Origin of the sequence: Dyadobacter sp. 32 (assembly GCF_902506755.1) — a bacterium.
Taxonomy (GTDB): domain Bacteria; phylum Bacteroidota; class Bacteroidia; order Cytophagales; family Spirosomataceae; genus Dyadobacter.
Genome location: NZ_LR735258.1, coordinates 413,580 through 432,549, shown reverse-complemented (window position 1 = coordinate 432,549; position 18,970 = coordinate 413,580). Strand labels below are relative to the sequence as shown.

Annotated in this window: 10 protein-coding genes; 1 reads left to right on the top strand and 9 read right to left on the bottom strand. The window is 44.4% G+C overall.

Annotated elements, in window-relative coordinates; genetic code table 11:
- Window positions 1-130 precede the first annotated feature (130 nt).
- Together DYADSP32_RS01575 and DYADSP32_RS01570 are read right to left on the bottom strand one after the other, a co-directional pair.
- Window positions 131-883: a PoNi-like cognate immunity protein gene (locus DYADSP32_RS01575; RefSeq protein WP_149244338.1), complete on the bottom strand. Its 753-nt coding sequence runs from the start codon at window positions 881-883 to the stop codon at window positions 131-133.
- A gap of 5 nt (window positions 884-888) precedes the next feature.
- The gene (locus tag DYADSP32_RS01570; protein WP_149244339.1) at window positions 889-7,131 is read right to left on the bottom strand and encodes a fibronectin type III domain-containing protein; all 6,243 of its coding nucleotides are present in this window, start codon (window positions 7,129-7,131) and stop codon (window positions 889-891) included.
- A gap of 73 nt (window positions 7,132-7,204) precedes the next feature.
- Here DYADSP32_RS01570 and DYADSP32_RS01565 point away from each other — a divergent pair, with 73 nt between their 5' ends.
- Window positions 7,205-8,482 (top strand): DDE-type integrase/transposase/recombinase, encoded by a 1,278-nt coding sequence (locus tag DYADSP32_RS01565; RefSeq protein WP_149244340.1) that lies wholly within the window; start codon window positions 7,205-7,207, stop codon window positions 8,480-8,482.
- Window positions 8,483-8,697: 215 nt separating this feature from the next.
- Here the strand turns inward: DYADSP32_RS01565 and DYADSP32_RS01560 are convergent, their stop codons facing one another.
- From DYADSP32_RS01560 to DYADSP32_RS01530, 7 genes are all read right to left on the bottom strand, one after another.
- Window positions 8,698-9,183 (bottom strand): hypothetical protein, encoded by a 486-nt coding sequence (locus DYADSP32_RS01560; RefSeq protein WP_149244341.1) that lies wholly within the window; start codon window positions 9,181-9,183, stop codon window positions 8,698-8,700.
- 275 nt (window positions 9,184-9,458) lie between these two features.
- On the bottom strand, window positions 9,459-9,605 hold the full coding sequence (locus DYADSP32_RS01555; protein ID WP_414617429.1) for a hypothetical protein: 147 nt from the start codon (window positions 9,603-9,605) through the stop codon (window positions 9,459-9,461).
- 80 nt (window positions 9,606-9,685) lie between these two features.
- The gene (locus DYADSP32_RS01550) at window positions 9,686-9,928 is read right to left on the bottom strand and encodes an Imm74 family immunity protein (protein ID WP_149244342.1); all 243 of its coding nucleotides are present in this window, start codon (window positions 9,926-9,928) and stop codon (window positions 9,686-9,688) included.
- 3 nt (window positions 9,929-9,931) lie between these two features.
- Entirely contained in the window at window positions 9,932-10,489 is a 558-nt protein-coding gene (locus tag DYADSP32_RS01545) for a hypothetical protein (RefSeq protein ID WP_149244343.1), read from the bottom strand.
- 71 nt (window positions 10,490-10,560) lie between these two features.
- On the bottom strand, window positions 10,561-10,941 hold the full coding sequence (locus DYADSP32_RS01540; RefSeq protein WP_149244344.1) for a hypothetical protein: 381 nt from the start codon (window positions 10,939-10,941) through the stop codon (window positions 10,561-10,563).
- A gap of 224 nt (window positions 10,942-11,165) precedes the next feature.
- The gene (locus tag DYADSP32_RS01535) at window positions 11,166-11,567 is read right to left on the bottom strand and encodes a hypothetical protein (protein ID WP_149244345.1); all 402 of its coding nucleotides are present in this window, start codon (window positions 11,565-11,567) and stop codon (window positions 11,166-11,168) included.
- Complete coding sequence (locus DYADSP32_RS01530) at window positions 11,549-18,952, bottom strand: fibronectin type III domain-containing protein (RefSeq protein WP_149244346.1); 7,404 nt, start codon at window positions 18,950-18,952, stop codon at window positions 11,549-11,551. Before DYADSP32_RS01530 ends, DYADSP32_RS01535 begins: the two co-directional genes overlap by 19 nt.
- Between the last annotated feature and the right edge of the window lie 18 nt (window positions 18,953-18,970).

The following is an 18,970-nucleotide window of genomic DNA, read 5'->3' as shown; positions in this document are numbered from 1 at the left end:
GAACAGTGATTAGTAGTATCGCGATTTCCGATGGCGACGAAATAGTAACTATCCTGGATGCTATACCCACGCACCAGAAGGCATTCCATACGACCACTTTTTCTTCACTACACAAGACCTAGGGGTTCTGTTAAATCAGATCTTTCGGATAGTATTGACAATCTCTAAAACCACTATCATCCAGTCCCATAATTTTTACAACCGCAGCTGTTTCAAAGCTCCAGTAACCAAAATAAATGTTGTGTTTACTTTTATGGCTATTGTACCATCCGACCTCTTTGTGATTTTTGTACCAATCTTTTGTAACAAATTCTTTTACCAATACTTCGGCTTTTGTTTTATCTGATTCCTTGATAGCTTGACGGAGTTTATTAAAGGTTTGAGGTACACCGAAAAACTCTTGATAACTTTCTTCTGTTATAGGTTGTCTATCTTTTATTTTGGCTCTGATTATAAACTCAAACAAATAATCCTTTACACCATCTCGGTCGATTACTTCTACCAATTTTTTGAAATACTCATTAGGGACATCAAGCAAGTAGCCTAATGAAAGCATCCATAACATTTCATCGTAAGCACCTAAACCATATTGGTTCAATTGCCTACCATTATGTTCAATATTCCAAAAGCCATCCCAGCTTTCATAAGTTAGATCAGTAGCATTTTTTAGATCACCTACAAGATCTATCAAACGACTTTCTCCACTTGAATATTTTGCCGATATGATTTGAACAAATGAGAAAGCCAATGCTCTCTTAACAATATTTATTCTTTCATTCTTAATTTTTCCATTTTTTAAATCATCAATATCTAGCTTTTGAAAATTTTCAGTTCGAAAAATCCTTTCGCCCCAGTATTGAGTGTTTTTTAGATTATCTCTCATGTGAATTACGGTGTAAAAATTCCAAGCACGTTTGCATTTACGTCTAACTCTTTATAGACAACTGTACCATCAGGCGAAATTTCAGCCAATAACCTTTTATAACCATTGTTTCTAATATCTCGCCCGTTTGCTTCTCCAACAGCATCTACTAATCTTTGAAAGTTATTTTGTCCAATCCACTTATCACTCATTTGTTTTGTGCCATCAGTCAATACACTAAGCGTAGCAGTACCACTATATTTAGCTTCAACAATAAAATACTCATTACCCTTTTTAAACACCCCGTCAATTCCTTGCCTCGTCGGGGCATCTATACTTTTCAGCCTTGTATGCAAAGGTTGAAAACCTTTCTCACTCAAAAACGCATCGCTTGCTATTTCGCCAAAATTTCCTTTACGAATATTAGAAGCCGTGGTAATCTTGTTTTTCCATTGGTCAATGATGTCTTTCTGTACATTGTAGGTGTCGTCCAAGAAATTCGCATTACCCCCCTTGGCGCCAGCCTTCCATCTTTCAACCACATCAGCGATTAATTGTTTCAAATCCTCCGGCTTGGCTTTCCTAGCCAAAGTTTTGACCTGCTCAATCATCGCTTTCAGCTGGTCGGCATCCATAGACTGGCTACCTACTGCACCTAGTACCAGCGAAGCCAGCAAGTTGGTCTCCACGTTAATGGCCCCGTCTGCCTGCAACTTATCCAGAAGTACACCACCGATCTGGTCTATGGTAAATTCGGTAATCGTGCCCGATGTACCCGCTGAAAGCAAAATTAAAGGTGTTTTGATGAAAAACAAATCACGGATATCATCAGCCAACAACTCTAATAAATACTGCCCTTCGGGAAGCGATACACGAATGTATCGCCCGTTTTCGTACCGGTAAAACAATCCGGATTTGTAACCATCCTCCCAGTAGAAAACATCATTTACACGCCAGAAGTCATCCTGCCTGTAGAAGTAATATCGGTTGTCGCCACTCCTGCAGATTGTAAACAATTCTCCCTGCTCTGTAACAGCTGACTTGTCATCACCACTTTGACCGCAATTGTAGCGCATCTCATATAGGCTGGCGCGCGTCACAGAAGTTTCGTCATGCTGGCCTTCCACTCTGTCGGCTAGGGGTGGGGGCTCAGGGAGCGCCGCAGCAGGAAGCCAGCCTTCAAGACAATAACGCTTCCCTTGCTCATCTCTTTTGTTGTCAGTCGTACATGGAATGCCTGAAAAATCTTCTTTATAGAAACCTATAAAATAGTCGTGGTCACATTTGTTGAAATATGGCCTGTAGATACCTTCATACTGTTTCAGCGCCGGGTCCGTATTGCTAACGGTCAGTTTCCAAACGCCTGAAGAAGTAGGTCGTAGATCAAAGCCTTCTTTAAGCTTAAAACTGGTTTTGCGGGAATTTTCGTCGTAGCGCACATGAACGAAGCCATCAGCAGTGACGCTGCTGTCAGCCGTAGCGCCGACACGCATGTTAGGAAGGAATAAGGATGGGATTACCACGACATCCGGCGGAGCTACGATCGTAACCGTGGTTGTCGCCTTGGTATTCTGTCCATCTTTGGCGATGAAAGTGTAAGTCCCCTGGCGAAGATTTTCGAATTTTGGACTTTCCTGAAAAGTAGAGTCGCCCATGCTAAAAGAGAATGGGGGAAGCCCACCGGATGTGACAAGCGTCACTGAACCGTTGTCGCCACAGCTGGCATGTGTGACGGAAGCCGTAAGTGAAAGTGGCTCTCCAATGATGAATCCATTATTTGTATAGCAATTCTGGGCATCTACAACTCGTGCCAGATATGAGCCTGGTATTAGATTAGTAAAATCCACGTCCGGTTGCCTTATCTCATCCATTCCCGGCCCGCTAAGTACATATTCCAACGGAGGGCTCCCCCCTGCAGCGAGCAGCTTAACGCTGGCGCTGGTATTTGACGTAGCGGGATGTACCTGCGTGGTCAATGTAAGTGGTGGTGGCGCAGCGAGTGTCACTTTTTGAGTAATTCCACAGCCCAGGTGGTCTGTTACTTTGATTTCGTAAACGCCGGCAGGCCTGAACAAACGAAAATGATTTGGAGGGAAATTACTGTCACTGCGAAGGTCTTTTGTGTTTTTGTTCAGATTATCAATATAGACGTTATTGACAAACAAACGCTGGTATGGAATGTAGAACCCGCCCGTTGAAGCCAAATTTGTAGCAAAGTCTCTTTTGAATGCACCACCCTTTGCGGTAATGTCAACGAATCCTGTACCGTCACCGCAGGAGGGATTTGTGGGTGTTACCTGCACAGTCATACTGGCATCAACAATGTCCACCTCCTGAGCATCGTATCCAGACCAGGATTTTCGGGAATGAAAGGACTCCACTGCACATCCGTTGCCATCTTCGCCTTCGACCCGGTAATGACCAGGATTCAATCCAGTAAATTTATATCCGGCAAATTCACTGGTGACCGATGTAACCTCTCCATCCGGCCTAATGAGTCTATAAGTGTAAGGAGCGCCTGAGTTATCAGCCGAACTGCTTTCGAGGCGGATCGATCCCTTGGTTTCTTCACAGAATTTTTCGGTATGGGAAATCAACACACCCGAGGACATATTTACGTGGCGGATGTCTTTATAATCCTGCCCCGAACCGCATTGCACAAACACCTCATCCTGATAGCCCGGGAACGTTTGATTTTTTAATTTGCGAACGCCCATGCTCACGTAGTTGTTACGATTTATCTGAACCGTTTTTCGCCCAATGAGCCCTCTGGCGTCCTTAATATAAAAGGTAAAGGATTTTGACAATCCATTATCACATTCGCCGGCTGCACCGATCATATTCTGTATACCCTTGAACTCGTTTGATTTCTGATAGGTCTTGCCATCCATGCTGTATTGGAACGGCGCTGTGCCGCATACAGGCGCGAGCATGACCGAATTGTTGCATTCCCGTAATTTGACCGCTACATCCAGGCCCATCGGGGGAACTGTCTGGAGAGATTGATTAGCAAGAACCGCTTCACAGCCTTTGCTGTCTGTTACCGTCAGATCAACAAGGCCCCCACCGACATTATCGAAAGTGAAATAGGGCTGCTCGCTCGAATAACTCTGACCGTTACCAGCGCTAAACTGGTACGGCCCCTGGCCGTTGAGAACCCTCACCTTTATTTCCCCACCCAGGGAAGGCACCGACGTATCCTCGCATACGTTTGTTGTTTCAACCACAGTCAGTATTACGTTCCCTGGTGAAAAACCACACCACTTGTTGGAGTAAATATTCCAGTATATCCAGTGTTTGTTCGAAACTCTTCCGATCAGATACGTTCCCTGAAGTTTCCAGTATTCTATATTCTTCTCATCATCTTTGTAGTAATAATCCCCGGATTCGTTTTGACGCGCATTTACTACTTCCACCGGGTTCCCACCCTTATTCACTACCAGAATCGGCAGATCCACCGTTGTTCCGGTTTTCTTTATGAAATCCAGTTCGCATTCCCTGACTTTTTTTGTCCACGTGGGTGCAGGAAGGCATGGTTCAATTTCAGGGTAATTCCCGTTAGCATCCGGTGTATTCAGATACTCAACGATGGTCATTTGGTAATATACGTCAGCAATGATTTCATCAAGGCCCTTTGACGGGTTTTCATTTTGATTTTTGTCTACTTTATCAAATAGGGAGACTATGAAGTCGGTAAGGCCTTCAAATGGCGAAGTAATTGCCTCCCAGATATTATCCGCAGCATCACCCGTCACCTTAACCAATCCTTTAAACAATTCCCCTATAACATAAAGTTTGTATTTATGGCTTGCTGTTATTTCATTATCACCCTGGCATACTCTCTGCTTAAAATGCTCGTAGGACTCGATTCCTTTCAGTGGCTTCGACATGGGATTGTTAGGCGATAGTATCTGAATGTCAACCGCAGCAGCATTGGTCTCAATGGTTGGTTCATCAAAACTGTCTCCATACGTATCAACAGTTCCCTGCCACTCTGCATGTCCTTTCACAATTACCTCTTCCGTTAGATCTACGGTGTGATCAATATCCGTGGTGTCTGCATTAATGCGTGCTGTAAATGCCCCCGAAGCCGGATCACTTTCCAGAACTGAACCATTGGTATTTTTACCAATGGCAATTAAGAAAAATGGATAGGTGAGCATGGAGTCCAGTCCGGGTACAATTGCTCTGTTGGATGTTGGGTAAAAGGTTTTATCCAAGCCATCCTTATCCCGATAAATGAGCTTATAACTGATATGCTGAGGATCAGCATCCCAGGTTAAAACACCGGACGAGTCCTTCCAAACAGGATGTAGATTTTGCGGCATCGCTATGCCTTCTGTTGCTGTGGTAAATGCGCCGCCCAGATAGGTGTCCAGCAGTTTATCATTGGCTCCATAAGCATCAATTTCAAATGTATAATGCATCGCTTCACGCAGGCCAACCAGGTGGATTTTAGCGTTACGCACATCAGCCTGCAATTCTCCGCCGGTACTTGTCTTATACCGCACAATATATTTGGCGAACGCCTGGCTACCCAGCCAGCTAATGGATGCAGTAGTGGACGTGATCGGACTCACAACCACATACCTGATTTTGGCTAATGCTGAATCATTTTCTGATACCACGGGTTGTTCGGCGTTATCATTTACCAGAGTGTAAGATCTGAAATAGCCGTCTACCTGATACACACAGCCGCCCCTTGCGGCAGGTGTACCTCCTGTGCCTTCCTCGCCTTTCCATGCCTTGATATTACCGAATTCAACAGGAACCAATGTATTTTTCATCGACGCCATGCGTGCCAATCCTTTTCCTGAAAATGGACTACCTCCATTAGTTTCAGTGACGATCACGGATATATCGTAGATTGTGAGTATGTCGCCGGGTGTTAGTGATGTCAACTGAACCGTTCCTGACGGATTTATTTTGGGGTGATCAGCTGAACAACTTTCATAACTGCTAATCTGCGAGGCACATGGAATCCTGGCCGTATCCAGGATAGCAACCAAACTATCAACGGAAAAGCCGCCAACTTTTGTAATTGCAGGAAATAGCGAGGGTATCTCCGCCTCTTCCATCAATTCAAAAGCCTGAAGATTAGCAGGCATCACATCCGTACAGGCTGACTGCACCGCAATTTCATATTTCCCTGTTGCCAGATCCTGAATAGTCCCTGACGCAGCCGAGACCGTTTGTACATTCCATTTGCCATCGCCCTGTCCTCCTGAGCCTGCCGCGGGACGGTACAAAATTTTATAGCTATCAACACCACTCTGTGGTTCCCAGCTCAAATGAACCCTTCCCGGACCGATCTCTTTAATCGTAAAATTTTCCGGTGAGATACACTGGCTTCCATACCTGAACCACACCACCTCACTCCGCCCTTCATTGGCAAAAACCACTTCATCGCAGTTTGCGTCAAACTCATGCACTGTTACGCGCACTGCATATTTTGCTCCACGTTCGAACGCCCCAATAATGCTATTGCCGATACCTGTATTACCCGGGTAAAACGTGCCCGGGTTGGCCTTGTCGTCAATGATCGGATTTAAACATGCATCAAGAGCTTCCTGAGGTTCATAGCCATCAGGAACCTTGCACACTTTCAGGTCGTAAGTGGTGGTATTACCCGCCTGTTTGTAGTGGCGGGGCATCCATTGGATTTGTGGACTCTTCGACGGGCTCAGAGTGACAGAGCCGTCATCCTGAGCTTGTCGAAGGACGGCTCCGTTAAACGGCAGGTTGATCACCGGAGGGAGTGGCGTGGTAATGCTGAAATAAGTTTCTGCAGTATTGGACACCTGCCGGCCGGTACCCGCTTCCAATGCCTGTACACGGAAGATGTAAAATCCTTCGGGCAGATTGGTGCGTAAGGCGGCACCCGATAAACCCTGCTCCTCAATGACACCGTTTCTGAAATAGTCACTTTGAAGTTCCAGACCACTAAACCGCCGCAAAACACCCATATCCAGCAAAAGAAGACCTTGTGGAATATAACCCTCCATACTCGCCACACGCACCCCCGGACCCTCAATACTCCATTTCAGGTACACCTGAAGACTGGGTTTGGTAAGGTCTTTCAGAAGCAACGTAACTGACAAAGCCTGGCTGCTCGAAAAGTACGCAGACAGGTTCTGATTGGGTTGCGCTGCCACAAAAGCTGATGCAGAAACCGGGTAGTTCTGATCGGTGCTCTGTGCCCTAACCGATTCAAGACCTGGACCTGCTATGAGAAGGATGATTAGTAAGCGGATGAAGTAGGTACGCATGGGGGGCGGAAACTTATCTGTGACGTATAGGGTAACGTTTTGTCACAAAGCTTTTAAATAAAGCCTATTTCGCATGCCCCAACCCTACCGAAGCTATCATTCCCAATGCAAAATCGAGTATGCAAACGGGAGCTTGCCCGATGTCGTTTCCAAACTCATTCCAAGGTCTACTCGCGCAGCATGGAAAGACAAAAATGCTGGTTCATTCTGGAATCCACTGGCTTTTGAAGATCAAAAAGATAACGATTTGCTTATTGCCCGGCTGAAAACAGAAAATAAATTGCTGAAAAATCAATTGAAAGTAGCCTTCCAACTTGTGCTGCTGTACCGTGAGCTGCTGGCATTGATACCGGTTAAAAATATGCACTTTGTGAAAGTCAAAAAAAGAGCAACTTGCCTGCTGCAAACCTGTCAAAAATACCAATTGGATCGGGTAATTTGGAGGTATCTGCCATTTACTTTCAGACAATTCAGTGCGTGGAATGGCCGTAAAAAATGCTGGAAATCACTGTTTGGCCTGTGCCGTAAACAAAACACACAGCAACTTGCCGCGGCTGAACAGGAGATAATCAACACGGCTTGTGCTGACCAAAACTACGCCCACTGGCCTCTATCTAGCATCTATTACCAACTGATGCGGGAAGAAAAACTGCATTGCTGCAAAAGTACATTATACAAATATTGCAGGCTTCTGAATATTACTCACAAACCGATCCGAAAACCCAGAAATTACAAGCCTCTTTCTTCAATTGCACCTTTCAAAATCTTGCATCAGGATGTGACAATATTCCGTACCACCAACGGTGTGAAGCACTATATTTACGTTATCCGCGACAATTTTAGCAGAGCAATCCTGGCTTGCCAGGCGTCCAACGTTTACAATAGCGAAATTGCCAAGCAAACCCTGCAGAACGTTTTCCAAAAGTTTGATCTACTAAACCAATCCGGGAGCCGCCGCTCCGGAAGCCTGATCACCGATGATGGTGCTGAAAACAAAGGCGAACTCACCAAATGGCTGGCTTCCTCCGCCACACTTTGGAAAAAGATTGTTGCTCAGGTGGATATTGTACAGAGCAATAGTATGGTAGAAGCGGCGAACAAAATAATAAAGTATAGATATCTTTTTCCGAGACCAATTATCGACACTTCCGATTTAACTGAAACCCTGGCTCTGGCAATTGAAAACTATAACAATATGCCTAATGGCCAGCTATACGGATTTACTCCCATCGAAGTTTTAAATGGTGCAATTCCAGACAAGCACTTTTTCAAAAGTAAAATACACAAAGCAAAACAAGACCGCATAGCAACAAACCGACACATTGCCTGCGATATCATTTGCCAGACATGAACCGCCGATAACGGCCGTTCTTTGACATTGTGATCTCTGACCAAAATCAAGTACATGGGATCACTATGTCCGTTCCGTTCCATTCTATTCTTTTAAAAATTTTATCACACCATGTACGAATATTCGTACGTTTTTGCTCGGATTGTTCGTGGAATGTGCTAGGCAGCGAATTTCTCGCCTTCTTGGGCTTTTTATATTGATGATATATTTAATTGTTAAATTATTATCCAATTCCACCATTTAAAATGACCTTCCCTCTCTTCGACCTTGTACGTGCTTTTGCACCTTGAACACTCCACCAGATAGTAGTCTATCCACCTCCCCTCGCCGCAAATTGTTTCCAAAATTTTTATGTAGCCTTTTTTTGACTCTGAATTGGGGTTAAAGCCATCGTATTGGATGTCTCTTTCAATAATATCATTTGTTAACCTATATTTTTCTACATATAGAGCACAGGAGCACTGCTTGTTGCTCTTATGAAATTCAATTGTTCGTATTGCGAAGTCAATAAAGCGTTGATTTGGAGCGAATGCTCCACCCATATTTAGATCAATCGTTTTGAATTTTATTAACGGTAAATACTGGATAAAGGGCTTAATTTTTTCGTACTCTTGCCCTAAATGTATTATTTGGCATGACGCCTCCCGTACTTTGTATGTACTTCGAGAAGTGATGTTTTCTATTATATCCTTTGTTGTCATATTCTCTATGTTGGGGATTTAATGTTGGAACTCGCATCCGAGGCATACAAATGGTTTAAAACCGTTTTTCTACCTGTTTCAGGAGTGCTATTAAGCAGAGAGATTACTGCCCCTTCACCATCTGATTGGGAATGCCCCCCCGGGAAGCATACCCGAAGTCAATGAACTTTGAGCAAGTCAAAATTAATTCACTTTATTCAAAGATTATTTTGACGGCCTGTCCTTTGGAATACTCAGTTATTTGTTAAATTATCCTTTTTTTTCCTCGTGCGAAATTACGATATCCTGAAATGGCGGTTCCAATGCACAATCGAATTGAACTCAGCATAAAATGATGGTGTTGTGGTGAGTTCTCCTTCAATTTTAATTGTTTTGCCCTCGATTTCCACCCAAATAGTTCCTCTATCTCCGGTTATTTTCATGGTCTCATCGTTTAAAGATTACAGTTTCATTTAAATTGGTAGGAGAAAGTGTCGGTATTTCGAATAATTTGAAATTATTTTTAATCAAATAGAATTCTAGTACCGCCATCTTTTGAAATATCAGTAACTACTGAAACAATATTTTGTATTTCCTCCTCTGCAATCTCCACACGCCCATTTGAGTCATCCCAGTATTTTATGGAATTTAAATTAGCGTAAAACACTGATGGAGAAAATGTTAATTCTCCTGTTACGCGAATTTTCTTTTCATCAACGTAGATAATCATCTCTCCCCTGGATATGATATCGCACCTTATTTTCATATTTTATCTTTTAAAAATAATAGTTTGACTAAGTGTTGCCGGATCAATAGTTGTTATCTTGGTTACCCTACTGTTGGCCTTTAACAAAGGTAACTCTGTATTTTCCCAGACGTTCCCTACTCTCAAATCTTTTCCAACAACGCTTCGAATTTCACCGGAGACTTGTGAAGCGTAAGCAGCCGATACATCTTCCCATGCCTTTATACTGCTCGGGATTGATGGATCATAAATAGGCATTTTTATATTATTTAATTCTATTAATCCCTCTAAGGTCACTCCCCCTCTTTCTTTTGCAATTTGAAGCGCTACATCTTGGCCACCGATTCCATTTGTTCTTCCTGACCAGAAAAACGACTCACCTGATTTTGTTTTTAGTAGAGGTGAAATCTTATAGATATCTATTGATAAAACCTCCGGGACTATTCCACCTTTAATTTCAGCATTTTTGACTATTTTACTAATCTCGTCTATTTCGTCGTTACTTAGGATATCGTTAGGGTTTGTAATGACTTTACCATTTGTTCGCATTTCCCTTGCCAGCCCAGTAAGCTCTGTAAGCACTCTAGAGCTGCCATAAACCAACGCAAACTTATTGAAATTATCCAGCCACGTTTTCCCGGCCTGCGTCTGATTTAGCTGGTTGCCAGAGCCTCATTCATCGCAAAATCAGTGGCCAGCATACCCATATCAATAATGGCAAGCGTCATTTCCACAGCCGTGCTGGCGGCCATAATTTCGCTCACGCCAACGGCAGCACCCAAGCCGTAAGCGGCATATTTCCCGGCGGTCGCAATGGATTTGTTTTTCTGATCATTCATGATCAAATAGCAAAGCACTGCCGGAATCTTACGCACTTCGCCGGCACGGAAAGTAGTACTGCCAACCGTGAAGTCTTTCGTAAAATTTACAACCACATAATCCAGCGCCTCGATGTTGGGTTTTAGGATTGGCGTTCTACCCAAAACAGTAATATTGAAATCAAACAAGGTTTTCCCGTCTTTCACGGAAGTCATCTGCGTTGACCCCAATGACCAATCCCCTAGTACAAGCAAATCCCTCTTTGTCCTGTCTTTGTAGTTAAAAATAGTTTGCAACCGCTTATTGATATTAACCAAAAATCGGATTCGCCTCCTTCTACGTTTGTGATAGATTTGATACTAGGTCACCCGAATACTATTCGAGAATATTGACAACTAAAATTACGGCAAATCACTTTGCTTTTGATAAGCAAACATTATTATTCGAACATCTCCAGGATACCTTCTAACACCAAAATGAAGCGAGATGGCTGCTTCTCCCCAAAAGTAAAAATAAAAAGATAATGTTCTCTAACGAAATACTCGAGGGATAAATGCTGCTCGGTCTTATAATATCCCAAAGAAGGCGGATTCCTTAATTTAAAATCAAATTCTTGAATAATAGAATAAAAAATTGCATCGCTCATCTCCTCTCTTAGAAATTCAAAATCTTTCCCAAGATAATTACAAAAATCTGAGGAATTAAACATAATTACCTTATTTTGGTCTACTTGAATTTCAAATCTGACATTTTTTAGATTAGTTTCAATGCCATCGAAGAGCCATTTCTGGCCCGTCAAAGGTGTAAATTTTTTATACCTTTCTACTTTATTTTTATCCATTTTTTGTTTTCAAATTTTAACGTTTCTAAAATTTCTACCATATCTGATTTCAATAATTTATTAAAATTCCACGTAGATTTTATCTGATCTGCGGAACCTAGAAGATTGAACCAAGGAATTGCCTCTCCATATTCAAAACTTAAATCCGATGGCAAATTGTCCTTGAGTCGAAATTTAATATAAAAAGTACCTTCGTCAATTTTAGTGGCCAAGGCTCGCGAGTCATACGTAAAAACTAGCTCATTAACACCTTCGTTGCTACTTAACACTGGGCTAGCAAAACTTCCGCCCAATTCTCCATTAATTTGAAACCTATCAAAAACTTTTCCAGCTAATTCATTTCCAGTTTCCGTCTTTGTAATGTTTTTGAATCCATTGTACGGTGGCCATTTTCCGTTTACATCATTTGTATTAAACAAGGTATACAGATCCTCCCATTTCTCTTCTTGCCAAAGTCGGTAAGATTCGTGAGCTAACCCGGCATTTGCACCATTATTGAAATCCGTTACTGTGCCAGCATACTCGTCAAAACTAACACTTTTTCTCCAAGCTGCTAAATACAAATCTGTGATGTCTGGATCACTTATCTTATTAGAAAAAGCACGTAAATCGTTTGCTAATCCAGTAAGTTCCGTATATATCCGAGTTCCGCCGTAAATCAATGAGAATTTATTAAACCTATCCAAAAATAGTTTCCCGGCTTGCGTCTGGTTCAGCTTAGTCGCCAAAGCCTCATTCATCGCAAAATCAGTGGCCAGCATACCCATATCAATAATGGCAAGCGTCATTTCCACAGCCGTGCTGGCGGCCATAATTTCGCTCACGCCAACGGCAGCACCCAAGCCGTAAGCAGCATATTTCCCCGCGGTCGCAATGGATTTGTTTTTCTGGTCATTCATGATCAAATAGCAAAGCACTGCCGGAATCTTACGCACTTCGCCGGCACGGAAAGTAGTACTGCCAACCGTGAAGTCTTTCGTAAACTTTACAACCACATAATCCAGCGCGTCAATGTTGGGTTTTAGGATTGGCGTTTTACCCAAAACAGTAATATTGAAATCAAACAAGGTTTTCCCATCTTTCACGGAAGTCATCTGCGTTGACCCCAGTGACCAATCTCCTAGTACAAGCAAATCCCTCTTTGTCCTGTCTTGTCTTTGTAGAATGGTTGACCATAACTCCGTGCTCGGGTAATAAGAAGTTACCCAGTCGGAAACGATGAGCATAAAATCGTCGAAATTTCCGCCGTCAATCTTTGAGATAAATGCTTTCAAGGGAGTATCCTTTGCTCCATTTACAGCGAAAGTATTCAGATAATCCAGCACTGCCTTCCGGTCGGTTTCCGGTGTTGTTTTCAACAGGGAAACAACAGTCCCTTCTCCATCCGATGCAAAAGCGCAGCCACCCGGGAGCGTTCCGGAGGTAAGTGTACTTTGCGCCAGTAAGGTGAGCAGCTTTTTGCGGGTTTCAAGCGGCAGGCGTGCGTTGAGTACGTCGCGGCTCTGGTATCCTGTGATGTTGTTGTAAACACAGGCAAATACCTTACAGATGGCTTCCGACTCGTTCGGGCAAACTGTTTCAGGCTTAGTAATTATGCTGTTCAGCATAGCCAGCTGGGTATCGGTGGTGGAGAGTGTTTCCTCCAGGCGCTTCCTGATCTTTAGCAGGTCAAACAGAAATACAGAGCCATCGCCCTCAACGTTTTCAAAGATGGTTTCGGGCAGTTGTACCAGAAGGGCTTTTATTGCATTGAAATTTTCTACGGTATAGTTGCCGATTACGCCCGCTTTGTTCTTATTATCCTCGATAAAGCTGATGAAGCGACCGATATTATTATTTTCCTCGGGATACTCCATGTCTGTAATCCATCGTGTCAGCTTGTCTTTAGGGGCAACTTTGATATTGGCATCAATTGCTTCGGTTGCGTTGGCGTAAAAGTCTAGCTCCTCGTGATAGCCTACAAATACAAGCGTGCTTCGTTTGAACAAAGGCACATATTTTTTGCCATATCTTTCAAACGACATCAGAACGCCGTTGACGCTTACCACACAGTTGCCTATGTCAGGGATTCGGATCCGTTTCCCGGACGGAGTGAAGTAGTAGGCGGGACAGACGCCTATCGCGGCCACACGGCCGTTAGGGTCACTCGGGCTGTCAAAAGTTTCTATTTGCCGGTGGATGAAGTCGGAGTTAATGATTTCGTCTTCTGAAACGCTCTCTACGATACCGTTAAAAATTCTGTCTAAATTCTCTTGATTTACTAAGTTACTATTGAGATCTGATACAGATTCCGTTCCAATAATCTTAGCTGTGAGCGCCTCTACTACTTTGTAACACTCACCGGCCGCCAAGTCGGCCACCATGGCATCGGTAATGGTCGAAAGCTCTGCTCCCTGCTGACTGAGAGCGTCTTTCACGAGTTCAAGAATCTTTCTTTCATCGCCGTTTAAAACGCTAAGTTTTTCGCAAAGCAGACTGGATACTATTATTTCTGCGGCTCTTTGTTTAGAAAACTGGCAATCTGATGTTGTCTCCTGTGTGGCTTGTTGTTCTTCTGTTGTCCCAATCCTGCCGTTAGATCGCATGCTAGGATTAACCACGACCTTTTTGTCACAATATTTGCCATCAGGGAATATACATCTGGTGTAATAGGCTTTGCTGTTTTCAAAATCCGGATCGTCCACCAGCGCTGTTGAATATTTACTGATTGTAACAAAGTCGTTCATGCGCTGCGTATGTCCACCATCAAAATACCATTTTGAAGTTCCTTTATTCACACGGCATACTTTGTCGACTAAAGCCAGCTTGTCAGGGAGGGTTACATCCGGATAGAACACAGTCTGGCCATTTACAAAAAGGGAAATTGCCCCAAAATCCAGCAAATCATTTTGGTTATTTAATATCCGGATCGACGTTCCGGTAGTGTTTTTGACGATGGGAATTTCGGCACCTCCCCGATATTTTTCACAATTGGAAGTAGTCCCGACTAATTTGGGATCAGGCTGATAAGTGCCGTCATCTGCTGTATAGCTACGATTGTTGTCTACAAAAATATAAATTCCTTTGGTGCAAAAACCGGCACCCGGGACAGTATTGGTCACTTTTACAAAAAAAGCACCCCTTTTAGCGGGATCATGGTTAAACTGTATTGTTGCTACCCCATTTGAGTAGGTGGTAGAAGCACCACCAATAATAATTTTATTATAGTCTTGTTCATACATCACATTTAGATTGGGCTGGGCAGATTCGACAATTATCTTAACCGGCTGCGATTGCTGGAAGGTATTACCAAACTGATATTCACTGGTACTTAATAGAAAATCACATGGATGTGGCTTATTCTCAGGTTGAGGTTTCGGAGGCTGCGGCGTAGCCGCCCCTTTAGTAATGACAAAAGTTGTCGAGGCACTCCTGGTAGTTATAGCGCATTCAACAGTGATAGTGAATTGCTTTTTAACATCATTATCCGTGAAAGTCAGTTCCTTCACCTCACCTGTTATATCTGCCGATATCAACGGGGTTTCTTCCACAACTCCGTTTTTCCGCCAAACTATTGGATAGCTATCGACTCCATCAGTACAACCACTAGCCTTAAATTTGATTTTCGTTAAAGATGATCCTGCCGCAATTTTTTCACTCCCAGATAGCTTAGTCAGAGTGAGATCCGGACAAGGAATATTGATAGGTGGTTTAACTAAAGGTACATCAATACCAATGGACTCTTTACAGGCACCCCTGGTAGTTACAACGGTGTAAACTGTAGATTTTTGAGGAATAGCCACAATCCTTTCCTTGTTTGTCGAGCCATCCTCCCAGGCGATGTCCTTTTTACTGTTTACCTTTAAAATAAGAACATTGTTTTTTGCCGGATCGCCTTCCAGCGTAATCCTAAAATCTTTGCAGTCCTTATCGGGTTTGTCCAGTTGTGCTTCGGCGGTACACACCTTGCCGCCAACGACACAGGTGGCCTTGGCCCAAGTTTTATTTTTAATTTTCTCCAGATAAAGAAAATTGCGCGACGAAAGATCATTATTAGCACTTGCGTGATGATATTCCCAAGTTACCGGAACAGGGCAACCAATTGCTTGGATTGAGGCTTGCTTTTTGAGGGTTCCAGCAAACACCCATTTTAAAAGATTAAACGCGAGCACGTTTTCAATACCAAGCCCTGCATAACTCAAATATTCAAACCAATTTGCTGCCTGGTCTCCTGGTTCGGTAGGATCTTGGCCCTCTCCCGGTTGGTACCACTTATAATTTACGTAAGGTTGATTGTAATTTACGGCTAGTTTTAATGCACATTTAACCTCTATTTTTCCCGTTTTGACATAGCAATGATTATTTTCTTTGTCAGTGCATGATAGAGTATAAGTTTTATCTTCTAAAGGATTAATTATTGTATTGGACTTTAACCCTACGAGCTGCCCAGCTGGATATCCGTCTATCCATTGAACATCACCAGTACAGCCTGTTTCACGTAACATAACCGGTTCACCCTGAACAATTGTAATTGGTGATGCACTTACCGCAACCCCTTCACATTTCTTATCCACAATAACTGTGACCTTTGCATCGGAACATGCTATGGATTGCATTTCTCCGTTTGCGGACGTTCTATTGAGCAGGCATGTGCCCGTGTATGTGGTGCTTGCTGCGGGGGAAACAAAAACAGTATTCCCTATGAATACATTTTTCCCGTCGGTCCACTGCACAGGCCCCTCGCTGTTATCTTCATCTACACAGCCCGTCAGCCATAATGCCACTTGTTCCCCCTGTATAATTCGAGGTTGTGCGGCACTGGCCAACATATCGCAGACTAGTCCAATTTTAAACTGATTGTTTACGACCTCGCTTTCGACCCCACCATCCCCAACGGCCAAAATCCGGTAGGTATATTTCTGGTCCCTGGCCAGGCCGTCGATTCGAGCCGAATTCGTCGTAGGATAAATGGATCGTTCCTGTCCAAATTGATCAACATATATAATTTTATAGCTTTGGTGGTCTCTGTTTTTATCCCAGGTAAGCTTTACACCATCCATGTTCAAAGCAGTATATGCAAGATTCTCCGGCACCGGCACCACGTTCCGCACAGTTGTAAATACATCCTCCCCATAAGAAGCCGCTACCTGGTCACCCTGATAGCCCAGAATCCGGTAGGTATACTGGGTTCCCGGCAACAACCTTTGCAGGTTGACCTGGGGACTGGAAATGGTTTCTTGCAATGTGCCGCCGTTGAGGTCGCGGTATTCGATCACATATCGGGAGAACTCACCCGAAGGCTCCCAACTTATCCTGGCCGATTGGCCGGTGAGGTTACTGATCTGTGCGTTACGAATGGCCAGGATAGGCTGATCATTGTCGGGATCCAGGGCCTTAAGGCTATCAAGCCGGGCAACTATATCTTCATATTTTTTAGTGATGTCGTCGACAACGGCGCCTGCCCGAAGCGAGTCTGTGATGGCTTTCAGATCGTTCAAAATCGCGGTGATGCCCGGGTGGTCGGTGTCCAGGTCGGTCAGTTCGTCGCTGATTTGATCACTTGCGTCGATGATGGCTGTTTTGAACGGGCAAATCGAATCTGCCGGAGCAGTTTTGGACAGGCTGTCATAGGCAGCCAGTGCGTCAGCCAGCGTACCTGCAAAAGCGGCAGGATAGTTCTGCCCCGACAGCGTATTGATCAGTTTCCCCTTTGCTGCCGCGACCTCGGCCTGCGAAACATTGAGCAGCCTGAAGTTAGAGACCTCGTAAATACATCCACCTTCCCCCTCGGCGCTCCATGCCTTCACCCCGCTGAACTCAGCAAGGGCCAGCGTTCCTTCCAGAAAGGGCAGCCTTACAAGTCCTTTACCGGAAAAGCCACCCGATGAGCCGAAAGCTTCTGTAACGAAAACCGCAAAATCATAAATCCCCAGAACGTCACCCGCTTTAAGTGTACCCAAAGGTGTGCCGCCCGTCGGAAGCGGGATGACCGGATGCTCTGGACTGCACACGGAAAAGGCACTGCTTTGTAATGCGCAGGCAGGTATCTTTAACTTTGTCGTAGTGTCGGCAGGGTTAATTGCTTCCCCGGACGTGGCGACGCCCGGGAAATTAGAATAATAGTCAGCGAGGTTACCGGGAGCGATACCGTTACAGCCCGAAGCTTGAACAGGGATCTGCATAGGGTTAGCCAGGGCTATGGGCAGGTCACCCCAGTCATCATTGTCTTCGCCAATTTCCCAGGTTTGGGTTTGATCCGGAACAGTCTCCGTACAGGCTGACTGCACCGCAAACTCATATTTTCCTGTTGCCAGATCCTGAATGGTCCCTGACGCAGCCGAAACCGTTTGTACATTCCAGTTGTCTCCACCGGAAATGCGATACAATATTTTATAGCCTTCCGCACCTGCTTGTAGTGCCCAGCTCAAATGAACCCTTCCACTGCCAATCTCTTTAATCGTAAAGTTTTCCGGTGAGATACACTGGCTTCCATACCTGAACCACACCACCTCACTCCGTCCTTCATTGGCAAAAACCACTTCATCACCGTTTGCGTCAAACTCATGCACCGTCACGCGCACTGCATATTTTGCTCCACGTTCGAACGCCCCAATAATGCTATTGCCGATACCAGTATTGGAAGGATAGAATGTGCCGGGATTGGCCTTGTCGTCAATGATCGGGTTCACGCACGCGTCCAGTGCCTCCTGGGGCTCATAACCATCAGGCACTTTACACACTTTCAGGTCGTAAGTGGTGGTATTACCCGCCTGTTTGTAGTGGCGGGGCATCCACTGGATTTGTGGACTCTTCGACAGGCTCAGAGTGACAGAGCCGTCATCCTGAGCTTGTCGAAGGACGGCGCCATTAAACGGCAGGTTGATCACCGGAGGGAGGGGCGTGGTAATGCTGAAATAAGTTTCTGCAATATTGGACACCTGCCGGCCGGTTCCAGCTTCCATCGCCTGCACACGGAACGTATAAAACCCTTCCGGCAAATTTGTTCTTAAAGCACTGCCGCCAAGCCCCTGCTCCTCAATAACACTGTTTCGGAAATAGTCACTTTGAAGTTCCAGGCCGCTAAACCGCCGCAACACACCCATATCCAGCAAAAGAAGACCTGGCGGAATATACCCTTCCATACTCGCAACTCTGACACCGGGACCCTCAATACTCCATTTCAGGTAAACCTGAAGACTGGGTTTGGTAAGGTCTTTAAGAAGCAAAGTAACCGACAAAGCCTGGCTGCTCGAAAAGTAAGCAGACAGGTTCTGATTGGGTTGTGCGGCAACAAAAGCGGAGGCAAAAACCGGATAATTCTGGTCGGTGCTCTGTGCCCTAACCGATTCAAGACCTAGACCTGCTATGAGAAGGATGATTAGTGAGCGGATGAAGTAGGTACGCATTGGGGAGTAATGTTATTT

Bases quoted from the DNA above. Each gene is read 5' to 3' on its own strand.
- DYADSP32_RS01575 (WP_149244338.1), bottom strand. From the start codon at position 883: ATGAGAGATAATCTAAAAAACACTCAATACTGGGGCGAAAGGATTTTT.
- DYADSP32_RS01555 (WP_414617429.1), bottom strand. From the start codon at position 9,605: ATGAAAATAACCGGAGATAGAGGAACTATTTGGGTGGAAATCGAGGGC.
- DYADSP32_RS01570 (WP_149244339.1), bottom strand. From the start codon at position 7,131: ATGCGTACCTACTTCATCCGCTTACTAATCATCCTTCTCATAGCAGGT.
- DYADSP32_RS01530 (WP_149244346.1), bottom strand. From the start codon at position 18,952: ATGCGTACCTACTTCATCCGCTCACTAATCATCCTTCTCATAGCAGGT.
- DYADSP32_RS01565 (WP_149244340.1), top strand. From the start codon at position 7,205: ATGCCCCAACCCTACCGAAGCTATCATTCCCAATGCAAAATCGAGTAT.
- DYADSP32_RS01540 (WP_149244344.1), bottom strand. From the start codon at position 10,941: ATGACTTCCGTGAAAGACGGGAAAACCTTGTTTGATTTCAATATTACT.
- DYADSP32_RS01550 (WP_149244342.1), bottom strand. From the start codon at position 9,928: ATGAAAATAAGGTGCGATATCATATCCAGGGGAGAGATGATTATCTAC.
- DYADSP32_RS01535 (WP_149244345.1), bottom strand. From the start codon at position 11,567: ATGGATAAAAATAAAGTAGAAAGGTATAAAAAATTTACACCTTTGACG.
- DYADSP32_RS01560 (WP_149244341.1), bottom strand. From the start codon at position 9,183: ATGACAACAAAGGATATAATAGAAAACATCACTTCTCGAAGTACATAC.